This is a genomic window from Pontibacter fetidus, assembly GCF_010119545.1.
GTDB lineage: Bacteria > Bacteroidota > Bacteroidia > Cytophagales > Hymenobacteraceae > Pontibacter > Pontibacter fetidus.
The window spans coordinates 24832-40782 of sequence record NZ_JAAEAA010000003.1 but is presented as its reverse complement, the minus strand read 5'-3'; the positions used below and the strand labels follow the sequence as shown (position 1 = coordinate 40782).

Here is a 15951-nt window from a genome sequence, read left to right as displayed (position 1 = left end):
AGGCAACAGTATTGGGACGTGCAAAATTAGTATTTTTTATTCTAATTTTCAATTTTATCTGCTGTGACTTACTTTTGCCGGCTTTTACAGTTTTAACCCTGAAACACAACATATGCAAGTAATTACGCAGGTAAACGAGCTTCGCGAGACAATGCAGGCGCTGCGCTGTAGTGGCAAAAGCATTGGCTTTGTACCAACCATGGGTGCCCTGCACGAAGGCCACCTGCAGCTACTGCGCGCATCGGCAAAAGATAACGAAATTACGGTTTGCAGCATTTTTGTAAACCCGACTCAGTTCAATAACCCTGACGACTACAAACTATACCCGCGCACATTAGACGCCGATGTAGAACTGCTGCAAACTACCGGATGCGATTATGTTTTTGCGCCAACTCCCGAAGCTATATATCCACAACACACTATGTTGCAGTTTAGTTTCGGAAAACTGGAGACGGTAATGGAAGGCGAGTTCAGGCCGGGGCACTTTAGCGGCGTAGCAACTATAGTTGGTAAGTTGTTTAACATGGTGCAGCCGCATAAAGCCTATTTCGGACAAAAAGATTTGCAGCAGGTAGCTATAGTTCGGCAGCTTATACTTGGGCTTGGTTTTAATATAGAATTAGTTTGCTACCCAACTGTGCGTGAAGCTGATGGATTGGCCATGTCGTCGAGAAACAAACGCCTGAACGCGGACCAGCGTAAAATTGCGGTTAGCTTGCACGAGGCCCTTGAGCTGGCCAGAAAACAACTGGCACATACACCTTTGCCAACTATAAAAGAAGCTGTAGCCGAATACCTAAGAGATAAGCCTGAAGTAGAACTGGAGTATTTTGAAATAGCCGACCCGCTTACCTTACAGCCCCTGGAAACTATAGCTGATGTGCAGGAAGTAGCTTTATGTATTGCAGCACAGGTAGGTCCGGTACGCCTGATCGATAACCTGGTAGTGAATTTAAGCGAAGTATAAATTGTTTGAGACAAGGTAGTGTGACTATAGTTTCATAGTATATCTGCTGCCTATTGCCTAACTTTGCGCTTTATTTAGTTACAAACCATGTATATTGAGGTTTTAAAATCCAAGATCCACCGTTGTAAGGTAACCCAGGCCGAGCTGCACTATGTTGGCAGCATCACCATTGATGAAGACCTGATGGACGCCGCCAATGTGGTGGAGAATGAAAAAGTTACCATCGTAAACATAAACAACGGCGAGCGTTTCGAGACTTACGTAATTAAGGGCGAACGCGGAACCGGTACTGTTTGCTTAAATGGCCCTGCTGCACGTAAAGTGCAGGTAGGCGATATTGTTATTGTAATCTCTTACTGCAGCATCTCGTTTGCAGATGCGAAAGCACACAAGCCAACCCTTGTTTTCCCGGATCAGCATAACCGCCTGGTTTAATACCGCTGCATGAAGAAGCTGCTCTCTTTTCTCAAGTACATCCTGCTGCTTGGTGTATCTGCATTTTTAATGTGGTATGCCTTAAAGGAGCTCGACTTCGAGAAAATGTGGACAGAACTACAGAATGCCAACTATGGATGGGTTGCCCTGTCGCTGGTAATGGGAGTGGTGGCTTACCTGAGTCGTGCCTACCGCTGGCAGATGCAGATAAAACCTACCGGTTACAACCCCTCGTTGGCCAATACCTATAATGCCATGATGGTAGGTTACCTGGCCAATCTGGTATTGCCCCGTATGGGCGAGGTAGTCCGTTGTACCATGCTCCGCCGCTCTGATGGCTTGCCGGTAAACAAAGGCTTTGGTACTGTAATAGCCGAGCGGTTCGTGGATATGATCATGCTGCTGGTAGCTGTAAGCCTTACGCTACTGATCGAATTCAACCAGATAAAAGACTTTTTATGGGAACTGCTTTCAAGCAAGTATAGCAACCTGGAGCAAACTATAAACTCGCTTTACTGGGTAGCAGGCCTGTTTCTGGTATCAGCTATAGTTATTGTAGCTATTGGCTTGCGTTACCTTAGCCTACTGCGCGAGAATGCCTTTTTCCAGAAGGCAATGCAGTTTGTAAAAGGCATGCTACAGGGTGTGTTTAGCATCACCAAACTCGATAACCAGGCCGCTTTCTGGGGTCATACTGTTTTTGTATGGCTAATGTACTACGGCATGAGCCTGGTTGTTTTTTATGCGCTTCCGGCAACAAACAACCTAGGTTATGGTGCAGCGCTTTCTGTGTTGGTGGTTGGCAGTTTAGGTATGGCGGCTCCGGTACAAGGCGGGGTAGGCGTATATCATTTGCTGGTACAAGCTGCGTTATTACTTTACGGAGTGCCTAAAGAAGCCGGAATGGCCTATGCGCTGCTGGCACATACTTCTCAAACCCTTTTGGTCGTTATCATGGGAGTGCTTAGTTTTATAGCAGGTATGTTGCGTAAGCCGTCGGCAGATGCAGCACTTCCTGAAACCAGAACTATAGCAAACCATGAACTCAACCGATAAGATCTATACTTTACCGCAACTTTTAGAGCAACTACAGGTGTGGCGCAAGCAAGGGCAGAAGATCGTTTTCACAAACGGCTGTTTCGACCTGCTGCACCTTGGCCATGTAGACTACCTGGAAAAAGCACGACAACTTGGCGATAAACTGGTGCTTGGGCTTAATACCGACCATTCTATCAGCAGTATAAAAGGGCCAAACCGCCCGCTTCAGGACGAAATGTCACGTGCACGGGTAATGGCATCGCTTTTGTTTGTGGACGCTGTAGTGTTGTTTGACAGCGATACCCCGCTGGAACTAATTAAAGCCGTAAAACCGGACGTACTTGTAAAAGGTGACGATTATGCCGTGGAGCAAATTGTAGGTCACGAAGAAGTATTGAAAGCCGGTGGCGAAGTGAAAACAGTTCCGCTGGTTACCGGTTATTCCACTACAAACATCGTAAAGAAAATAGAGAACCAGTTAAACGAAAATAGATAACGACTATGCCTAGTATATGGATAATAATGATCGCGATTATGCTTGCAAGCTGGCTTGTGAGCTGGCGGTTAAAAAGCAAGTTTAAGCAATACTCTCAACTGCCGCTAAGTTCCGGCATGACCGGACGCGAAATAGCAGAGCAAATGCTAGCCGACAATGGCATTACAGACGTGCGCGTAATATCGGTGGCAGGTAGATTAACAGACCACTACAACCCAACGGATAAAACAGTAAACCTTAGCGAGTATGTGTATGAGGCTCGCAGTGCGGCAGCAGCAGCAGTAGCAGCCCACGAATGTGGCCACGCGGTACAGCACGCCAAAGCCTATAGTTTCCTGAAGTTCCGTTCAGCCATGGTGCCGGCGCTAAGTATAGCTTCGCGCTACATGCAATGGATTCTGCTGATCGGTATTTTAATGCTGCAGTCTACGCCGGTGCCATTAGCTATAGGTGTAGCGCTGTTTGGCTTAACTACGCTATTCAGTTTTATAACCCTGCCGGTAGAGTTCGATGCCAGTAAGCGCGCCCTGGCCTGGATCAGTTCAAATGGAATTGTAACCCAGCAGGAATATGGTATGGCTAAAGATGCACTTAAATGGGCCGCCTTAACCTATGTGGTAGCTGCGCTTGGCTCACTGGCCACGTTATTATACTACGGCTCCTTATTAATGGGGCGTCGCGACTAAATTATAATTTGTCTCGTATAAGTATAACGCCACCCTCTTCCATTCTGCGGGTGGCGTTTTTATTTCCCTCTATACTTACTGTTAAAGCTTTTAATACTGACCGATTGCGGAACAATAAACATTTATTAGTAGTCCGGTTAAAATTATATTGTTGTATTTTATAGTTTTGTACCTGAAAAGTTTTCGTTCTACAATAGTTATTATATACATAATATGAACTTTCAGTTAACAGAAGAACACCTGGCAGTACAGGAAGCTGCCCGCGAATTTGCACAGACAGAACTATTGCCTGGTGTAATTGAGCGTGATGAGCACCAAAAATTCCCGGCAGAGCAGATCAAAAAAATGGGTGAGCTTGGCTTTTTGGGGATGATGGTGGACCCGAAGTACGGCGGTGGCGGTATGGATACCATCTCTTATGTGCTGGCGATGGAAGAGATCTCTAAAATAGACGCTTCTGCTTCTGTTGTAATGTCGGTTAACAACTCGCTTGTTTGCTGGGGCCTTGAGAAATACGGATCAGAAGAGCAAAAGCAGAAATACCTGACCCGCCTGGCTACTGGTGAGATTATTGGTGCGTTCTGTTTATCGGAGCCGGAAGCTGGTTCTGATGCTACATCGCAGCGCACTACCGCTATAGATATGGGCGACCATTACCTGCTAAACGGTACTAAGAACTGGATTACGAATGGTAGCACAGCTTCTGTTTACCTGGTTATCGCTCAGACAGATGTAGCCAAAGGTCACCGTGGTATTAACGCGCTTATAGTTGAGCGTGGCATGCCTGGCTTCGAGATCGGACCGAAAGAAAATAAACTGGGTATCCGTGGCTCTGACACACACTCTTTGATGTTTACGGACGTGAAGGTGCCAAAAGAAAATCGCATCGGTGAAGATGGCTTCGGCTTTAAGTTCGCTATGTCTACGCTGTCTGGTGGTCGTATCGGTATCGCTTCGCAGGCGCTGGGTATAGCATCTGGCGCGTATGAGCTGGCGGTTAAGTATTCTAAAGAGCGTAAGGCATTTGGTGTAGAGATCGCGAAGCACCAGGCAATACAGTTTAAGCTGGCTGATATGGCTACCAACATTGAAGCGGCACGTCTGCTTTGCCTGCAGGCTGCTTACGACAAAGACACACATGCTGACTATGGTAAGTCTGGCGCTATGGCAAAATTATTTGCATCAAAAGTAGCAATGGATACAACTATAGAAGCAGTGCAGGTACACGGCGGATACGGTTTCGTGAAAGAGTACCATGTAGAGCGTCTGATGCGCGATGCAAAAATTACACAGATATACGAAGGTACTTCAGAGATACAGAAAATAGTAATATCAAGAGAACTGCTTAAGTAGAATTCTCTGTAAAAATGTGTTTCTGTGCAGCTTAGGCTATCTATAGGATTTTCCGAATTAAAATTTAATTTTAAAATTTAATTTGAATTTTATAAAGATTAGTCTTAGCTTTAAGCCATAATTAACGGGTTTATAGTATAAAAAGTTAGTTGGTTACACAATGGAAGATTACAATAAAATTATTGAATCGCTTGGGGTGCGGTTCATTAAGGCTAAGAATCTGGTATTGCAGCAGCCGTTTACGGTTCGCAATTACTACGATGTTGGCAACAACCTAATACTGCTTCATAAAGGCAGTATATCCTTCGGCGATGAGGAGCAAGCGGTAGAAGAGGGGGAACTGCTGTTTATTCCGGGAGGCCGTAGCACACGTGTTAGATATGGCTCTAGTGAAGGCAAAGTAATCTCTAACGATGACCTGATCACGAATAAAGAGAAATTCTTTAAGAATAACAGCGATCTTGACCTGATTGGAGATGCGGAAGAAAGCCACAGCTTTGTTTCGTTCGAGGCGAAGGTGTTTGACTCTGTAAACTTCTTTGCATCCCTAGATGTGCCTGCTTTCCTGATCTCAGGAAACAACAAACTGGCCAACCTGGTGATAAAAGTGGTAGAAGAGAGCATGCAGGACCTGCCAGGCAGAGAGCGTCTGATCAATATCTATACTGAGAACATTGTTGTAGAAGTTGTGCGCCACATTCTTCGTAACAGAATGTTTGTGGAGCAGCTGGCAACCAACAGCACCTACTTTAAAGATCCGCGCCTGATAGACCTGTTCAACTACATTAAGGAGAACATTGGTGGCGATCTTTCGAACAAAGTGCTTTCAAACGTTGCGAACGTATCAGAGGATTATGTAGGCCAGTATTTTAAAATGCTGACCGGTATAAACCCTCAGGATTACATCGAGTACCAGCGTATGGAGCGTGCCGTGTTCCTGTTAAGAACTACTAAGAAGAGCATCCGCGAAATTGGTAAAGAAGTTGGTTACAAAGATACCGCTTACTTCTGCCGTCGCTTTAAGATGATGTTCGGTATTCCTGCCGGTAAGATGCGTCGTCGCGAATCAGCGATGAACATCTAAGGTAAGATTATAAGAATTGACTACTGAAGAAACCTCGGCCAGAAAGCCGGGGTTTTTTTCTATATGGTTACCTACCACTAGTACATCGGCACCTGCCTCCAAAGCTGCTTTTGCTTTTTCGGCAGTGTTAATGCCGCCACCAACTATAACCGGCACGTCTACGGCTTCGCAAACGGCTGTTATCATTTCCGCACTCACTGGCTTGGCCGCACCGCTGCCACCATCTAAATACATATACTTTAGCCCAAGCAGTTCGCCGGCCATGGCAGTGCAGCTGGCTATAGTTGGTTTGTCATAAGGGATAGGTGTGGTACCACTCATGTAACTTGCCGTGGTCTGGCGGCCGCAGTCTACAAGCATGTAGCCGGTTGGGTAAACGTGCAGGTTGCTGGCTTTAAGAATTGGAGCTGAAAGTACGTGCTGGCCAATCAGGAAATCAGGGTTGCGGCCCGAAATTAAAGAAAGCAACAGGATGCCATCGGCTTGTTTATCGATGTGCAGACTGTTGCTCGGGAAAAGTATAACCGGAATGCGGCTATGCTGTTTTATCAATTGAACTATAGTTGCCTGGTTTTCGGTAGTAATCAGGCTGCCACCAACAAAAAAGAAATCGACGTGGCTTGCTTCGCTTAAGTGCAGCAGTTGCAGACAGCTTGCTTCGTCCAGGTTATCGGGGTCTAGCAATACGGCAAAATGTTTTCTGCCGGTGCGTCTGGTCTGCTGTGTTTCGCGAAGAATGTTAAATGGCATGCTTTTCTGAGGCGCTTTGTACTATAGGGTCTGCTTCGGTAGCCGGAACAGCTTTTGCTGCAATATCGTTATTTTTAGATTGATTTTGCATTTGGTCAGCACCCTTTTTAGCAATATAGGCAACCAGTAGCGCTACGCCTTCCATGGCCATCGTGCGGGCAAGGTCAGATCGCAAAAAGCTTTGCACCATGCCTGGTCCGGATTTTTGCTTTGGTTTTTTTCCCTTTTTGGCCGGCTCTTGTTGTTCAGCTACGAAATCGGTAACAGGGGTATGCAAAATAGGATCATAATCCGGGATCGGGTGCGATACAGGTATAGTGCCGGTTGCTGCATGAGCAGCTTTGCCCTTTTTAGTTTTAGCTACTTTTGGGGCTTTTTTTTTATCGCTCGTAAATGCACGCTTCAGCAAGTAACCGGCCAGCACTACGCCACCTGCTATCGCTACTTTTTTGCCTATTTCCTGGCCCTGGGTTTTTATCTGCTCCACGTCGCCCATCAGCGCATGTTTATACTCTTCTTTCTGACGCTCCAGAAACTCCCGCTGGCTGTCGAACAAAGGATTGTTAAGGTCACTCATATAGTTTTTTCTCTTTTATCTGTTTTGTAAATTGTATTGTCGAACGTTTTGTCGGCCATGCCCTGGAACATTTTTTTATCTAACCCAACTACAAGTATAACTAATAGCACCACATAAACTAAGGCAATGATGCCGAACCCCCAAAACGTGCTGTCGAGGAGATGGTTTAGCAGCAGGCCCAGAAAAATGTTAACAAATATGAGGCACATAAAGCCTACCAGACCGAGTAGCACACCGTGGGTTATACCTACAAACGAGGCCTTTAGCTTTTCCTGAATTTCTAATCGTATAATATCGATACGCGTGTCGATGTACCCCATCAGGTTCTCGACAATATGCGTGCTTTTTTCTTTTGTGCCGTTATCTTGCATCGCCATAGTTTTTAGCTTGTTAATTGCTTACCCTGTATACGCAGGTGTATTCAAATATTTACGTAAAGTATAATTACATTGGTACCTAATATACACTAATGGCCAAAAAGTGTTTTAATTACCTTTGGGGCTGGTTTAGTTTTATAACACATTTACACGTTGGAGCAGAATTTTTATACTGTACTTGGCATTAGCCCGGCTGCCACGCAGCAAGAGGTAAAGCAGGCGTATAAAAAACTGGCCATAAAGTACCACCCGGATAAAAACCCCGGAAATAGAGCAGCCGAAGATAAGTTCAAGCTGGTAAATACGGCCTATCAAACCTTATCGAACCCGGGCAAGCGTGCCCGCTACGACCTTAAACTGCAATACCTGCGCGAGCGGCAACGCGTGGTGCAGCAATACCAGCCCTACTATAACCAACGCTACCGCCAGACCCGCGAACCTGCCCCGGTTTCGGAACGCTATTACCATAACATCCGCACTGAAGAGCGCAGGTTCTCACGCAAAGACCTGTACATCACTATTTCCTTTGTAGGCGGTATACTTTTGTTCAGTCTGTTATTAAAGGTGGTAATGGACCACATATCAGGGGAAGATAAGTATAAAACAGCTTTAACTTATATAGCAGATGGTAAATACAGTAGTGCGCACCGGATGCTGTCGGATGCCATTCAGTTTAAGCCAAAACACACCGCAGCTTACAAAGAGAGAGGCCGACTGGAGTTAACTGTATTTGAGGATTACGAAGCTGCTCTGCAAGACTTTAATCAAGCTATAGCCCTGGAAGAAAAACCATCGGCGGAAGTATACTTTATGCGGGGTGTTAGTAAGCAGCATTTATCGAGTTACCAGCAAGCCGAAGCCGACCTAAGCAAAGCTATACTTTTAAACGAAAAACTTTGGGATGCTTACCTGGCCCGCGGCGAGGTGCGGTTATTCTATTTACAAAAGTATAAACCAGCCCTTAGCGACTTATCAACCTACCTGCGTTACGGCACAGCCAAAGACAAAAGAATTGCAGCCTTAACCTACCGCGGATTCGGGTATTATAAAATAGAAGCCTGGAAACTATCGGAGCATGATTATCGCCGCGCCCTGGCCATAGATAATGACAACGGAAGAGTGCATTACCTGATGGGGAGAACAAAACTGGAATTGCAGGAGCCCGATTCGGCGTGTATCTATTTTGGCAATGCTTATGACCTGGGCTATTCGGCTGCGTTGCTGGAGCTAAGGGCTAATTGTTATTAACTATAATTTGGTCTGAATTGGTAATGGCCAGTTTATACTTTCGTTTGTAGCGCCTGTACTGGTACCAGAAAACTATAGTTAGCGCCGGGTGAAGTATAACAAACAGAATCACATTCAGCTGCTGGTAACTTATTCCTAATAGCTTCGCACCCATCACCATCAATTGCACGCAAATCCAGAAGATCGTATCCATAAGTATAGGTGATCAAAGTATAAACGCATCAAATAACTTTAATCTATAGTATAGATGCAGAAACAATATAAGCAAAAAGATATAGAGTAGGATAAGGCAAACTATAGTTAGGTAACTATAAAACTGAAAAGCCTATAAAACAAAAAACCCTTGCCGTTTCTGACAAGGGTTTTGCTGTGGTGATGATTGGAATCGAACCAACGACACAAGGATTTTCAGTCCTTTGCTCTACCAACTGAGCTACATCACCAGGGCACTTTTTAGCCTATATTTCCCACTGTGAGACAACAGATGAGACAGTAACCTTAAAGTTTATTGTCTTATGTTCACTGACCCACAGATTTACAACCCAACTGATTTAACGCAGCGTGGCTTTATCAGCTTCTACTTTAATGGCAGGCGCTGTCGCTATTATAATGGGAAGGCCATCAATATAAGCTGCTTTCCCAACACTTCGAAAACCCACACAGAAAGGGGGCGCCTACTTAAGCGGCTTCTGAGGGAGTATACACGCACTTTGCTCAAAGGATGGACACCAGAAGCCAAACAATCTCAGCCACTCCCTAAACCTGTGCATTTGTCTTTAGTAGAGCTATTGGCGCGAATAGTTAAGGAAGTGGAGACTAGTGCCTATAGCAGGACCTATAAACGTGATATAACAAGTGTGAAGGAGAAGTTTAAAGAGTTTATAGAGGCAGAGGGCAAACAGCACATACTAACCAGCCAAGTCACCTCAGCAGATATAGAACGCTTCCTGCAGCAGTTTTCCTCTTCAGGAACCTATTACCAGAACAAACGCAGGACGTTGGCTGCTGTGTTCTCCAAACTGGTTAAACAGGGATACTGCCAGTCCAATCCTGTGCTAGCTACCTCTAAGCGAAAGGCTAAGGCTGTCCTACATCAGGCTTATACTCCTGATCAGCTTTCCAAAGTACTGCCTTTTCTCCAGGAGCACTACCCTAATCTGTTTCTATGCGCTTTGCTGATGTATGGCGTGCTGCTGCGCCCTCATCAGGAGATCAGATTGCTGCAGCGAAGGCACTTTAATAAAACGCTTTCTCAGCTTACATTAGAGGGCAGCGAAAACAAGAGTGGCAGAATCAGAACCATGCCTGTGCCAGTATATGTAAGGGAAGAACTCCAGAGAAGAGGAGTAGACCAGCTGCAGCCAGACAATTATATTGTTTCTGGAACAGGCGTACCTTACAATGAATCTTATTTTAACACGATGTGGTCGAGGGCAAAGAATAAGATGCTGCTGAAAAGATTAATTAATGTCAACCAGACCCTTTATAGCTTTCGCCATGCTGCCTCTGTGAATGTGTTTGGCAGAACACAAAATCTGAAGCTGCTGCAACAACTCCTAGGCCACACTAGCCTAACTACTAGCTTGACCTATCTACGAAGCCTTGGTATGATTCAGATTGATCATTCTGTCATGCCTGAGCTACTGGAACTATAATGTTTACTTTGGCATATTGACTCAAAGGCACGATAAAGAGGTTTTAGGTTCTTTTGAAATCACATACATCTATAGATGAATAGTTCTGTCTGTTAATAATCGAAGGGGTCTTTCTGCTTATAACTCTTGTTGTTTTGAGCTAGCTTAACAAGATGTATAACTGCATTCTTTACCTTATAGCTATCTGCATTGTCGTCCATGAATATCCTGAATGGCTTTGCATTTGAGCTATTGGGTGTTGCGAAGGTATACACTATTTTAGGCTTGTCTCCCTGACTAATAGGATCCATTGTGTCTTCCCTTATACATTCTGGCTTTACACATAGCTCTTTTAAATAAATTGTATTAGTATAGACTACTGAGCCATTACGATGGTATAGAGTGCGTGTAAGCTTACCATCACTAGAAACAATCCACTTAAACTTCTGCCCCTGTTGCATTACATCAGTGGTCTGATTGAGCTTCTCATTTATGTACTTTAGTGTTTCACTTACGCTTTGTGCTTTTACTATAGTACTAAATGTTAACAATACAATGATCAGTAATAATCTGTTGATTTTCATGGGCTACTTTATTTTGTGTATTGATCGCTGGATAATGAAGAATGAGCTTTCTCGAATGAGATTAAGTTTGTATATCATTGATTCAGAATGTTCAAGCCATTCATATGAGCTCAGCTTGACATAATTTGAATTCAGATCATTGATTACTGAATTTAGCTTATTGTAGGGGAAGGCAACTTGAAGTGAGTAGCACAAATCGTTCTCCTCTATGAGGAAAATGCAGCCCTGATGAGGTTCATTATCCACTTTGTAAATTAGACCAACTCCTTCTCTGTCTCCAGTTAAGGTATAATTGGGTTCGTTTTCTGCAACATAAGCTTTCACTTCTTCTTTGGTATAGCCTATGAGGTTTTGACTTTGAGCTGATGCTAGAAGTGTAAGTGTCAGAATGAGTGTAAAGGTTATCCTTTTAATCATGATTGGTATATTAGTTGAATTAAAAGTAAATATTAAACATGTATTATACACCATATATGGTGTTAAAATGTATGGTGTAATACTAAAGCTGGATAACTCTCAACTTTCGCCCTATGAAGAGCGAAGAAGAGATACTGAAAGCTATAGGCGATAGGCTGAAAGCAATTCGAATCGAGAAGGGCTACAGTAGCTACGAATCCTTTGCATTGGACCATGAGCTAGGTAGGATGCAATACTGGCGACTGGAGAAGGGGGAAGCTAATTTGACTATGCGAACCCTACTGAGGGTGCTAGCCATTCATAAAATGACTTTACAGGAATTCTTTTCTGAGGGGTTTTAATAAATATTAACCAGCTCAAGAGCACATTACAACTCTAATTTATGTGCATGTTTACAATATAAAGTGTAGTGTATGCAACAGGAGCTACTCTGGGGTAATTAATCTAAAATGGTTTAGAAGCTATGAATTAGTTAAAATATTGCTAAAGTCTTCATTTGAGATATAGCCATATCTTTTCCCTTGATGCCCTATAAAGTTGACAGCATAAGGGAGTAACTCAGTATAAGCGTTCGATCCAATTGGTAGAACCCTTAGCTCATAATCAAACTCACTAATTCTTGTAATCGCTGCAAGGTCACCTGAACGAGCAATCCTAGAGTATCTTAACTTACCAGTACCTAACCTAAAGTCTAAATTATTCTCTGCCTCAAATGTTACTCTACATTCATTATCAACTATACCTAAGTCAACATAATTCATGTTGATTAATGCAGAGTAGGTTGCCTTATGCCCTCGTTCATTTCTTATCGTTAATGCAGGAAAGAAGTCATAGGAATCTTTACTTAACCAGAAATACTGTGTTCCTTTTCCTGCTGTAGTGCCAGGGGCAGCCTGTATGCGAGCAGTATCAGCATGGCTTAAGGTTAATAGCATTGTTACTTCCTGCGCATCTTCTAATCTTACACTTGTACCTATTTCATCATATAGCAGCTGCCAAGCAGGATGAGTTCTATCTGCTAAGGTTGGTTCGTAAATACTCCAGTTTTGACTCAACATGTTATTGATTAAGTCGTTCCAAGAGAAGTTTAATTCTTGCACATGGCTGCCTTTTACTAACATTGATGCCTCAATATTTTGTGACATTCCAGGGCCTGTGAAGTTGCCAGAAGATATAACTACTCCTTGTTCATTGTTAGTACTAAAGCCATAGCACTTTGCATGTAGAATCCTCTTTCTGTTAATCAGATAAACTTTGCAGCCTACCTCAAGTAGTTGCTCAACTACTTGGATACTTGAAAGCCTTTGAGAGGTGCTGCCTCCCAATATTGCAATACACTGGCCCCCATTGTCTATATGCTGCTTGAATATTTCATAGAATCTTACCCCTCCATTGTAGTTTGAGAAGCCAGAGATGATATAATTTGTACCATCTCCAGGCTCCCTATCTCTAACCCAAACTTGTTCAAGCATGTGTAAAAGCCCTTTAGAACTAGGGCTAGTATTATAAACATTAGGATGAAGGGTGAACTGCATTTTTAGCTATTTTGTAAAAACTATGAGTGATTCTTTTTCAACTGCATTAGAAGCATTTAAACCATATCGTTGGTATGCCTCTAATGGTGTAATCTCATGGATTTGAAAGCCAAGACTTTCTCCAAGGATTCCCAAAAAGTAAGGAGTATCTATATCTGTTCTAACACCACCTATCTTAGTATGATTGTGGCCAACTATCAGTGCGAAATGCCCTCCATCATTCAAAAGATTATGTACAGAAGTAAAGGCTAAGGACATATCCTTGAAGTATCTGTATAAAAGTGAAGGCAATGCTTTCTTCCTAAAGCCATCTGTAGGGGTTAACATTGAATATAATCTGAAACAAAAATTATATATTTCTTCTGGCAAATCCAATGTATTTGTTGCTAAGTTCTCAGACCAAGCTTTCTCTTCAGCTTTAAGCTTAAATTCTCTACTCCCAATCAAATCGCTTTCTAGATTCTTAATTTCCCTGGCAGAAATCATATCCAGCCATACTAAACTTAGTCTTTGAGTATCAATATAGGGTAGAGCTGTAGCATAAGGAGGGCTTGTGATTGCGAAATCAAATCCACCTCTTATATTCTCATTAGGGATAGCATTTCGAATGTCCAAGTTAAGTGCATGATTTTCAGTTTCTAAGACGCCAAATTGAACCTGAAACGATTCTAAATTAACTATACTACCTTCAACTGCAGTTAAAAGAGCCTCTTTAAAAGGAGTTTCTGGAAGAGGAGTTCTCCTTCGTCTTATTCTCAAGTCACCAGGCTCTTGCAAAGAATAATCTCTTAGTAAATTACTCGCAATTACTAGAAACACATTACGTTGTGCCTCTGGCAAGTCATTAGTTGATAACCTGAAAGCCTCTATATCTAGAAGTATATTGTATGGGAACCAATCATTTAAATAAGTTAACCTAACATCGTGCTCAGGTAATTCATATCCCTCTCTTATGGTAGTGTAGTTCCTAAATAGCTGCTCTTTTGCTTCTCTTAACTCAGCAATATTAATCTGAAGACTATTTAGTTTTGTATTCGCAATGAAAGCTGCTAAAGGATTAATGTCTGTACCAACTGCTCTAATGTTTTGGTGAGCAGCTTCAACTAGTGATGTGCCACTACCACAAAAAGGATCAAGCACCAAGCTACCCTCTTGTATGCCAAAGATATTATATAGAGATCTTACGACTTGAGGGTTGAATTTGCCTTTATACTCGTGTAAGCCATGAGCAGAATATCTCGTATTTTGCTTCTTTAATCTAATATTAGCTCTTGCTCCATTCTCGTATTGGAATTGCTCTGTTTCAATTAAGGCTCCATTCGTTTGGGTATGAGAAAAGTATACTAGCTTTTCTAAGTTATTTCTATTTTGAGGTGCAGTAACTGTTACTCTTTCAGGATATTCATCTATTCTCTCTGGAACGAGTAACGTCTGAATTTCTCTTATGGCTAATTTCTTCTCGTAAGGAAAGAACTTATACTTGTGCCAGAAGAGATTTACTTCATTATTTGCCATTAGTTCCACGCTTTTTAAGTACAACAATATACTCTTCTTTAATCCTAGCATGGGAAAGATTAAAAGACTTTCTACTGGCTTTAATAACTCTAGTTGTTGTTAAAACTTCTTCGAAACCATTATTCTCCCCTGCTTCTTTAACTATCTTATGGTTTTCAATTATTCTACCATGTATTTTAGAACGCCCTATCACAAATACTGCATAGCCCCCATCTATCATGTTCTCCTGTAGAGATGAGAACAATTCATTCATTTGCCTGATAAAGTCATGCTCTGTTTGATGATTCTTCTTGAAATAATGTGCTCTTGCTCCAATCTCCTGCTCTTTTACATCGATAGGGTCATAACCTAACCACCACATTCTATACTTGTGATAGAGCCAATATTCATAGGCATTTGGATAAGGAGGTGATGTAATGACAAGTCCAATCTTCTTATTAAAGTCATTAGCATTCAATGTCAACGAACTCTTATTTAAGATGGAGGAGGCTACTATAGATCGTGATTCATTTTTTACTTTCGCAAGCTTTTTAGCTGCTTTACTAAACAGGTCAAAAACATCAGCTTTTCTATAATTCTTCTCTATAGCAGCATATCTTGTATCACTCTCTTGATTAGAAACCTTTACAATAATGCTTGATAGACAAAACCTTAAGGCATCTTGGATATTGTGATTCTCTATGCTATTAATCTCTCTTATAATAAGTGTTATTGCTTCCTGAACATCCCCTCTAAACCAATGATCTAAGTTAGGGATAAGTGGTATTTCAATTGCTCCCTCATAAGCAAGGCAATTACTAATTACACTTTCTGCAGATTTGAGGAAGCCTCTGTCTAGAATATTTACCTTTACTCTCGAGAGCAAACAAGCTATTGGATTAAGGTCTACACCAACAGACTCTATCCCTGCCCTTTGTGCCTCAACTAAGGTGACACCACTACCACAAAAAGGATCTAAAACAATCGTGTCTTTTGGAATAGGAAGAGCTCTCAGAACTGCTCTTGGGATATCTGAAATAAATTTTGCAGGATAGGGGTGTATAGAATGTATTGTATCAGATATTGAATCTTGAAAGTTCCAATTGATATTTCTCAAGGCTTCATAGCCTTGCACTAACTCTTCAACTTCAGAAAATAAATCCACCTTTAAAATGTAATAGTTATATAATAATATATCAATTAGAAAAGCCTCAATTTAGCATAATTAATGCTAACGAAAATGCTTTAGTAGTCAAAATTAAGCTAGAATGATTAA

Annotated in this window: 19 protein-coding genes and 1 tRNA gene; 10 read left to right on the top strand and 10 right to left on the bottom strand. The window is 42.3% G+C overall.

The features are described from left to right. The first annotated feature begins 112 nt into the window (after window positions 1-112). From panC to GWO68_RS02590, 7 genes are all read left to right on the top strand, one after another. Window positions 113-967, top strand: coding sequence for a pantoate--beta-alanine ligase (panC, locus tag GWO68_RS02620; RefSeq protein ID WP_162344859.1), 855 nt, complete (start codon window positions 113-115; stop codon window positions 965-967). A gap of 87 nt (window positions 968-1054) precedes the next feature. Beyond that, on the top strand, window positions 1055-1402 hold the full coding sequence (panD, locus tag GWO68_RS02615; protein ID WP_162344858.1) for an aspartate 1-decarboxylase: 348 nt from the start codon (window positions 1055-1057) through the stop codon (window positions 1400-1402). 9 nt (window positions 1403-1411) lie between these two features. Then, entirely contained in the window at window positions 1412-2458 is a 1047-nt protein-coding gene (locus tag GWO68_RS02610) for a lysylphosphatidylglycerol synthase transmembrane domain-containing protein (protein ID WP_162344857.1), read from the top strand. Next, a complete protein-coding gene (gene rfaE2, locus GWO68_RS02605) occupies window positions 2442-2936 on the top strand; it encodes a D-glycero-beta-D-manno-heptose 1-phosphate adenylyltransferase (protein ID WP_162344856.1) in 495 nt (164 codons plus the stop codon). The genes GWO68_RS02610 and rfaE2 overlap by 17 nt, the downstream gene beginning before the upstream one ends. A gap of 26 nt (window positions 2937-2962) precedes the next feature. Continuing rightward, window positions 2963-3622: a zinc metallopeptidase gene (locus GWO68_RS02600; protein ID WP_162345044.1), complete on the top strand. Its 660-nt coding sequence runs from the start codon at window positions 2963-2965 to the stop codon at window positions 3620-3622. Between the two features lie 213 nt (window positions 3623-3835). Further along, the gene (locus tag GWO68_RS02595; protein WP_162344855.1) at window positions 3836-4975 is read left to right on the top strand and encodes an acyl-CoA dehydrogenase; all 1140 of its coding nucleotides are present in this window, start codon (window positions 3836-3838) and stop codon (window positions 4973-4975) included. A 160-nt stretch (window positions 4976-5135) separates the two neighbouring features. After that, window positions 5136-6059, top strand: coding sequence for an AraC family transcriptional regulator (locus GWO68_RS02590; protein WP_162344854.1), 924 nt, complete (start codon window positions 5136-5138; stop codon window positions 6057-6059). Here GWO68_RS02590 and GWO68_RS02585 read toward each other — a convergent pair. Genes GWO68_RS02585 through GWO68_RS02575 form a run of 3 tightly spaced genes read right to left on the bottom strand, consistent with a single transcriptional unit; the run spans window position 6042 to window position 7763 of the window. Then, entirely contained in the window at window positions 6042-6809 is a 768-nt protein-coding gene (locus GWO68_RS02585; RefSeq protein ID WP_162344853.1) for a geranylgeranylglyceryl/heptaprenylglyceryl phosphate synthase, read from the bottom strand. The two genes, GWO68_RS02590 and GWO68_RS02585, sit on opposite strands and share 18 nt — an antisense overlap. Then, window positions 6799-7386: a hypothetical protein gene (locus GWO68_RS02580; protein ID WP_162344852.1), complete on the bottom strand. Its 588-nt coding sequence runs from the start codon at window positions 7384-7386 to the stop codon at window positions 6799-6801. The genes GWO68_RS02585 and GWO68_RS02580 overlap by 11 nt, the downstream gene beginning before the upstream one ends. Then, window positions 7383-7763 carry a phage holin family protein gene (locus GWO68_RS02575; protein ID WP_235941913.1) on the bottom strand — a complete coding sequence of 127 codons (381 nt, stop codon included), beginning with the start codon at window positions 7761-7763 and terminating at the stop codon, window positions 7383-7385. The genes GWO68_RS02580 and GWO68_RS02575 overlap by 4 nt, the downstream gene beginning before the upstream one ends. Before the next feature lie 153 nt (window positions 7764-7916). On the opposite strand from GWO68_RS02575, the gene GWO68_RS02570 reads away from it, so the two are divergent. Then, on the top strand, window positions 7917-9011 hold the full coding sequence (locus GWO68_RS02570; RefSeq protein ID WP_162344851.1) for a tetratricopeptide repeat protein: 1095 nt from the start codon (window positions 7917-7919) through the stop codon (window positions 9009-9011). Here GWO68_RS02570 and GWO68_RS02565 read toward each other — a convergent pair. Both GWO68_RS02565 and GWO68_RS02560 read right to left on the bottom strand, forming a co-directional pair. Beyond that, complete coding sequence (locus tag GWO68_RS02565; protein WP_162344850.1) at window positions 8998-9204, bottom strand: hypothetical protein; 207 nt, start codon at window positions 9202-9204, stop codon at window positions 8998-9000. The genes GWO68_RS02570 and GWO68_RS02565 overlap by 14 nt on opposite strands. Window positions 9205-9381: 177 nt before the next feature. Further along, a tRNA-Phe gene (locus GWO68_RS02560) sits at window positions 9382-9454 on the bottom strand. Window positions 9455-9526: 72 nt separating this feature from the next. Here GWO68_RS02560 and GWO68_RS02555 point away from each other — a divergent pair. Further along, window positions 9527-10666, top strand: coding sequence for a tyrosine-type recombinase/integrase (locus GWO68_RS02555; RefSeq protein ID WP_162344849.1), 1140 nt, complete (start codon window positions 9527-9529; stop codon window positions 10664-10666). Window positions 10667-10758: 92 nt separating this feature from the next. Here GWO68_RS02555 and GWO68_RS02550 read toward each other — a convergent pair whose 3' ends face one another. Beyond that, the gene (locus tag GWO68_RS02550) at window positions 10759-11229 is read right to left on the bottom strand and encodes a hypothetical protein (RefSeq protein WP_162344848.1); all 471 of its coding nucleotides are present in this window, start codon (window positions 11227-11229) and stop codon (window positions 10759-10761) included. Between the two features lie 3 nt (window positions 11230-11232). Continuing rightward, window positions 11233-11646 carry a hypothetical protein gene (locus GWO68_RS02545; RefSeq protein WP_162344847.1) on the bottom strand — a complete coding sequence of 138 codons (414 nt, stop codon included), beginning with the start codon at window positions 11644-11646 and terminating at the stop codon, window positions 11233-11235. 113 nt (window positions 11647-11759) lie between these two features. On the opposite strand from GWO68_RS02545, the gene GWO68_RS02540 reads away from it, so the two are divergent. Then, window positions 11760-11987, top strand: coding sequence for a helix-turn-helix domain-containing protein (locus GWO68_RS02540; RefSeq protein ID WP_162344846.1), 228 nt, complete (start codon window positions 11760-11762; stop codon window positions 11985-11987). A 120-nt stretch (window positions 11988-12107) separates the two neighbouring features. Here the strand turns inward: GWO68_RS02540 and GWO68_RS02535 are convergent, their stop codons facing one another. The 3 genes from GWO68_RS02535 to GWO68_RS02525 all read right to left on the bottom strand — a co-directional run bounded on the left by GWO68_RS02535 (window position 12108) and on the right by GWO68_RS02525 (window position 15840). Next, a complete protein-coding gene (locus GWO68_RS02535; protein ID WP_202923647.1) occupies window positions 12108-13118 on the bottom strand; it encodes a phospholipase D-like domain-containing protein in 1011 nt (336 codons plus the stop codon). 69 nt (window positions 13119-13187) lie between these two features. Next, window positions 13188-14696, bottom strand: coding sequence for a TRM11 family SAM-dependent methyltransferase (locus GWO68_RS02530; protein ID WP_162344844.1), 1509 nt, complete (start codon window positions 14694-14696; stop codon window positions 13188-13190). Continuing rightward, the gene (locus tag GWO68_RS02525; RefSeq protein WP_202923646.1) at window positions 14686-15840 is read right to left on the bottom strand and encodes a DNA methyltransferase; all 1155 of its coding nucleotides are present in this window, start codon (window positions 15838-15840) and stop codon (window positions 14686-14688) included. Before GWO68_RS02525 ends, GWO68_RS02530 begins: the two co-directional genes overlap by 11 nt. Between the last annotated feature and the right edge of the window lie 111 nt (window positions 15841-15951).

Coding starts and splice junctions, on each gene's coding strand:
- GWO68_RS02585 (WP_162344853.1), bottom strand. CDS start 6,809: ATGCCATTTAACATTCTTCGCGAAACACAGCAGACCAGACGCACCGGC.
- GWO68_RS02530 (WP_162344844.1), bottom strand. CDS start 14,696: ATGGCAAATAATGAAGTAAATCTCTTCTGGCACAAGTATAAGTTCTTT.
- GWO68_RS02565 (WP_162344850.1), bottom strand. CDS start 9,204: ATGGATACGATCTTCTGGATTTGCGTGCAATTGATGGTGATGGGTGCG.
- GWO68_RS02535 (WP_202923647.1), bottom strand. CDS start 13,118: ATGCTTGAACAAGTTTGGGTTAGAGATAGGGAGCCTGGAGATGGTACA.
- GWO68_RS02575 (WP_235941913.1), bottom strand. CDS start 7,763: ATGGCGATGCAAGATAACGGCACAAAAGAAAAAAGCACGCATATTGTC.
- GWO68_RS02555 (WP_162344849.1), top strand. CDS start 9,527: ATGTTCACTGACCCACAGATTTACAACCCAACTGATTTAACGCAGCGT.
- panC (WP_162344859.1), top strand. CDS start 113: ATGCAAGTAATTACGCAGGTAAACGAGCTTCGCGAGACAATGCAGGCG.
- GWO68_RS02580 (WP_162344852.1), bottom strand. CDS start 7,386: ATGAGTGACCTTAACAATCCTTTGTTCGACAGCCAGCGGGAGTTTCTG.
- GWO68_RS02595 (WP_162344855.1), top strand. CDS start 3,836: ATGAACTTTCAGTTAACAGAAGAACACCTGGCAGTACAGGAAGCTGCC.
- GWO68_RS02540 (WP_162344846.1), top strand. CDS start 11,760: ATGAAGAGCGAAGAAGAGATACTGAAAGCTATAGGCGATAGGCTGAAA.
- GWO68_RS02590 (WP_162344854.1), top strand. CDS start 5,136: ATGGAAGATTACAATAAAATTATTGAATCGCTTGGGGTGCGGTTCATT.
- GWO68_RS02550 (WP_162344848.1), bottom strand. CDS start 11,229: ATGAAAATCAACAGATTATTACTGATCATTGTATTGTTAACATTTAGT.
- GWO68_RS02600 (WP_162345044.1), top strand. CDS start 2,963: ATGATCGCGATTATGCTTGCAAGCTGGCTTGTGAGCTGGCGGTTAAAA.
- panD (WP_162344858.1), top strand. CDS start 1,055: ATGTATATTGAGGTTTTAAAATCCAAGATCCACCGTTGTAAGGTAACC.
- GWO68_RS02545 (WP_162344847.1), bottom strand. CDS start 11,646: ATGATTAAAAGGATAACCTTTACACTCATTCTGACACTTACACTTCTA.
- rfaE2 (WP_162344856.1), top strand. CDS start 2,442: ATGAACTCAACCGATAAGATCTATACTTTACCGCAACTTTTAGAGCAA.
- GWO68_RS02610 (WP_162344857.1), top strand. CDS start 1,412: ATGAAGAAGCTGCTCTCTTTTCTCAAGTACATCCTGCTGCTTGGTGTA.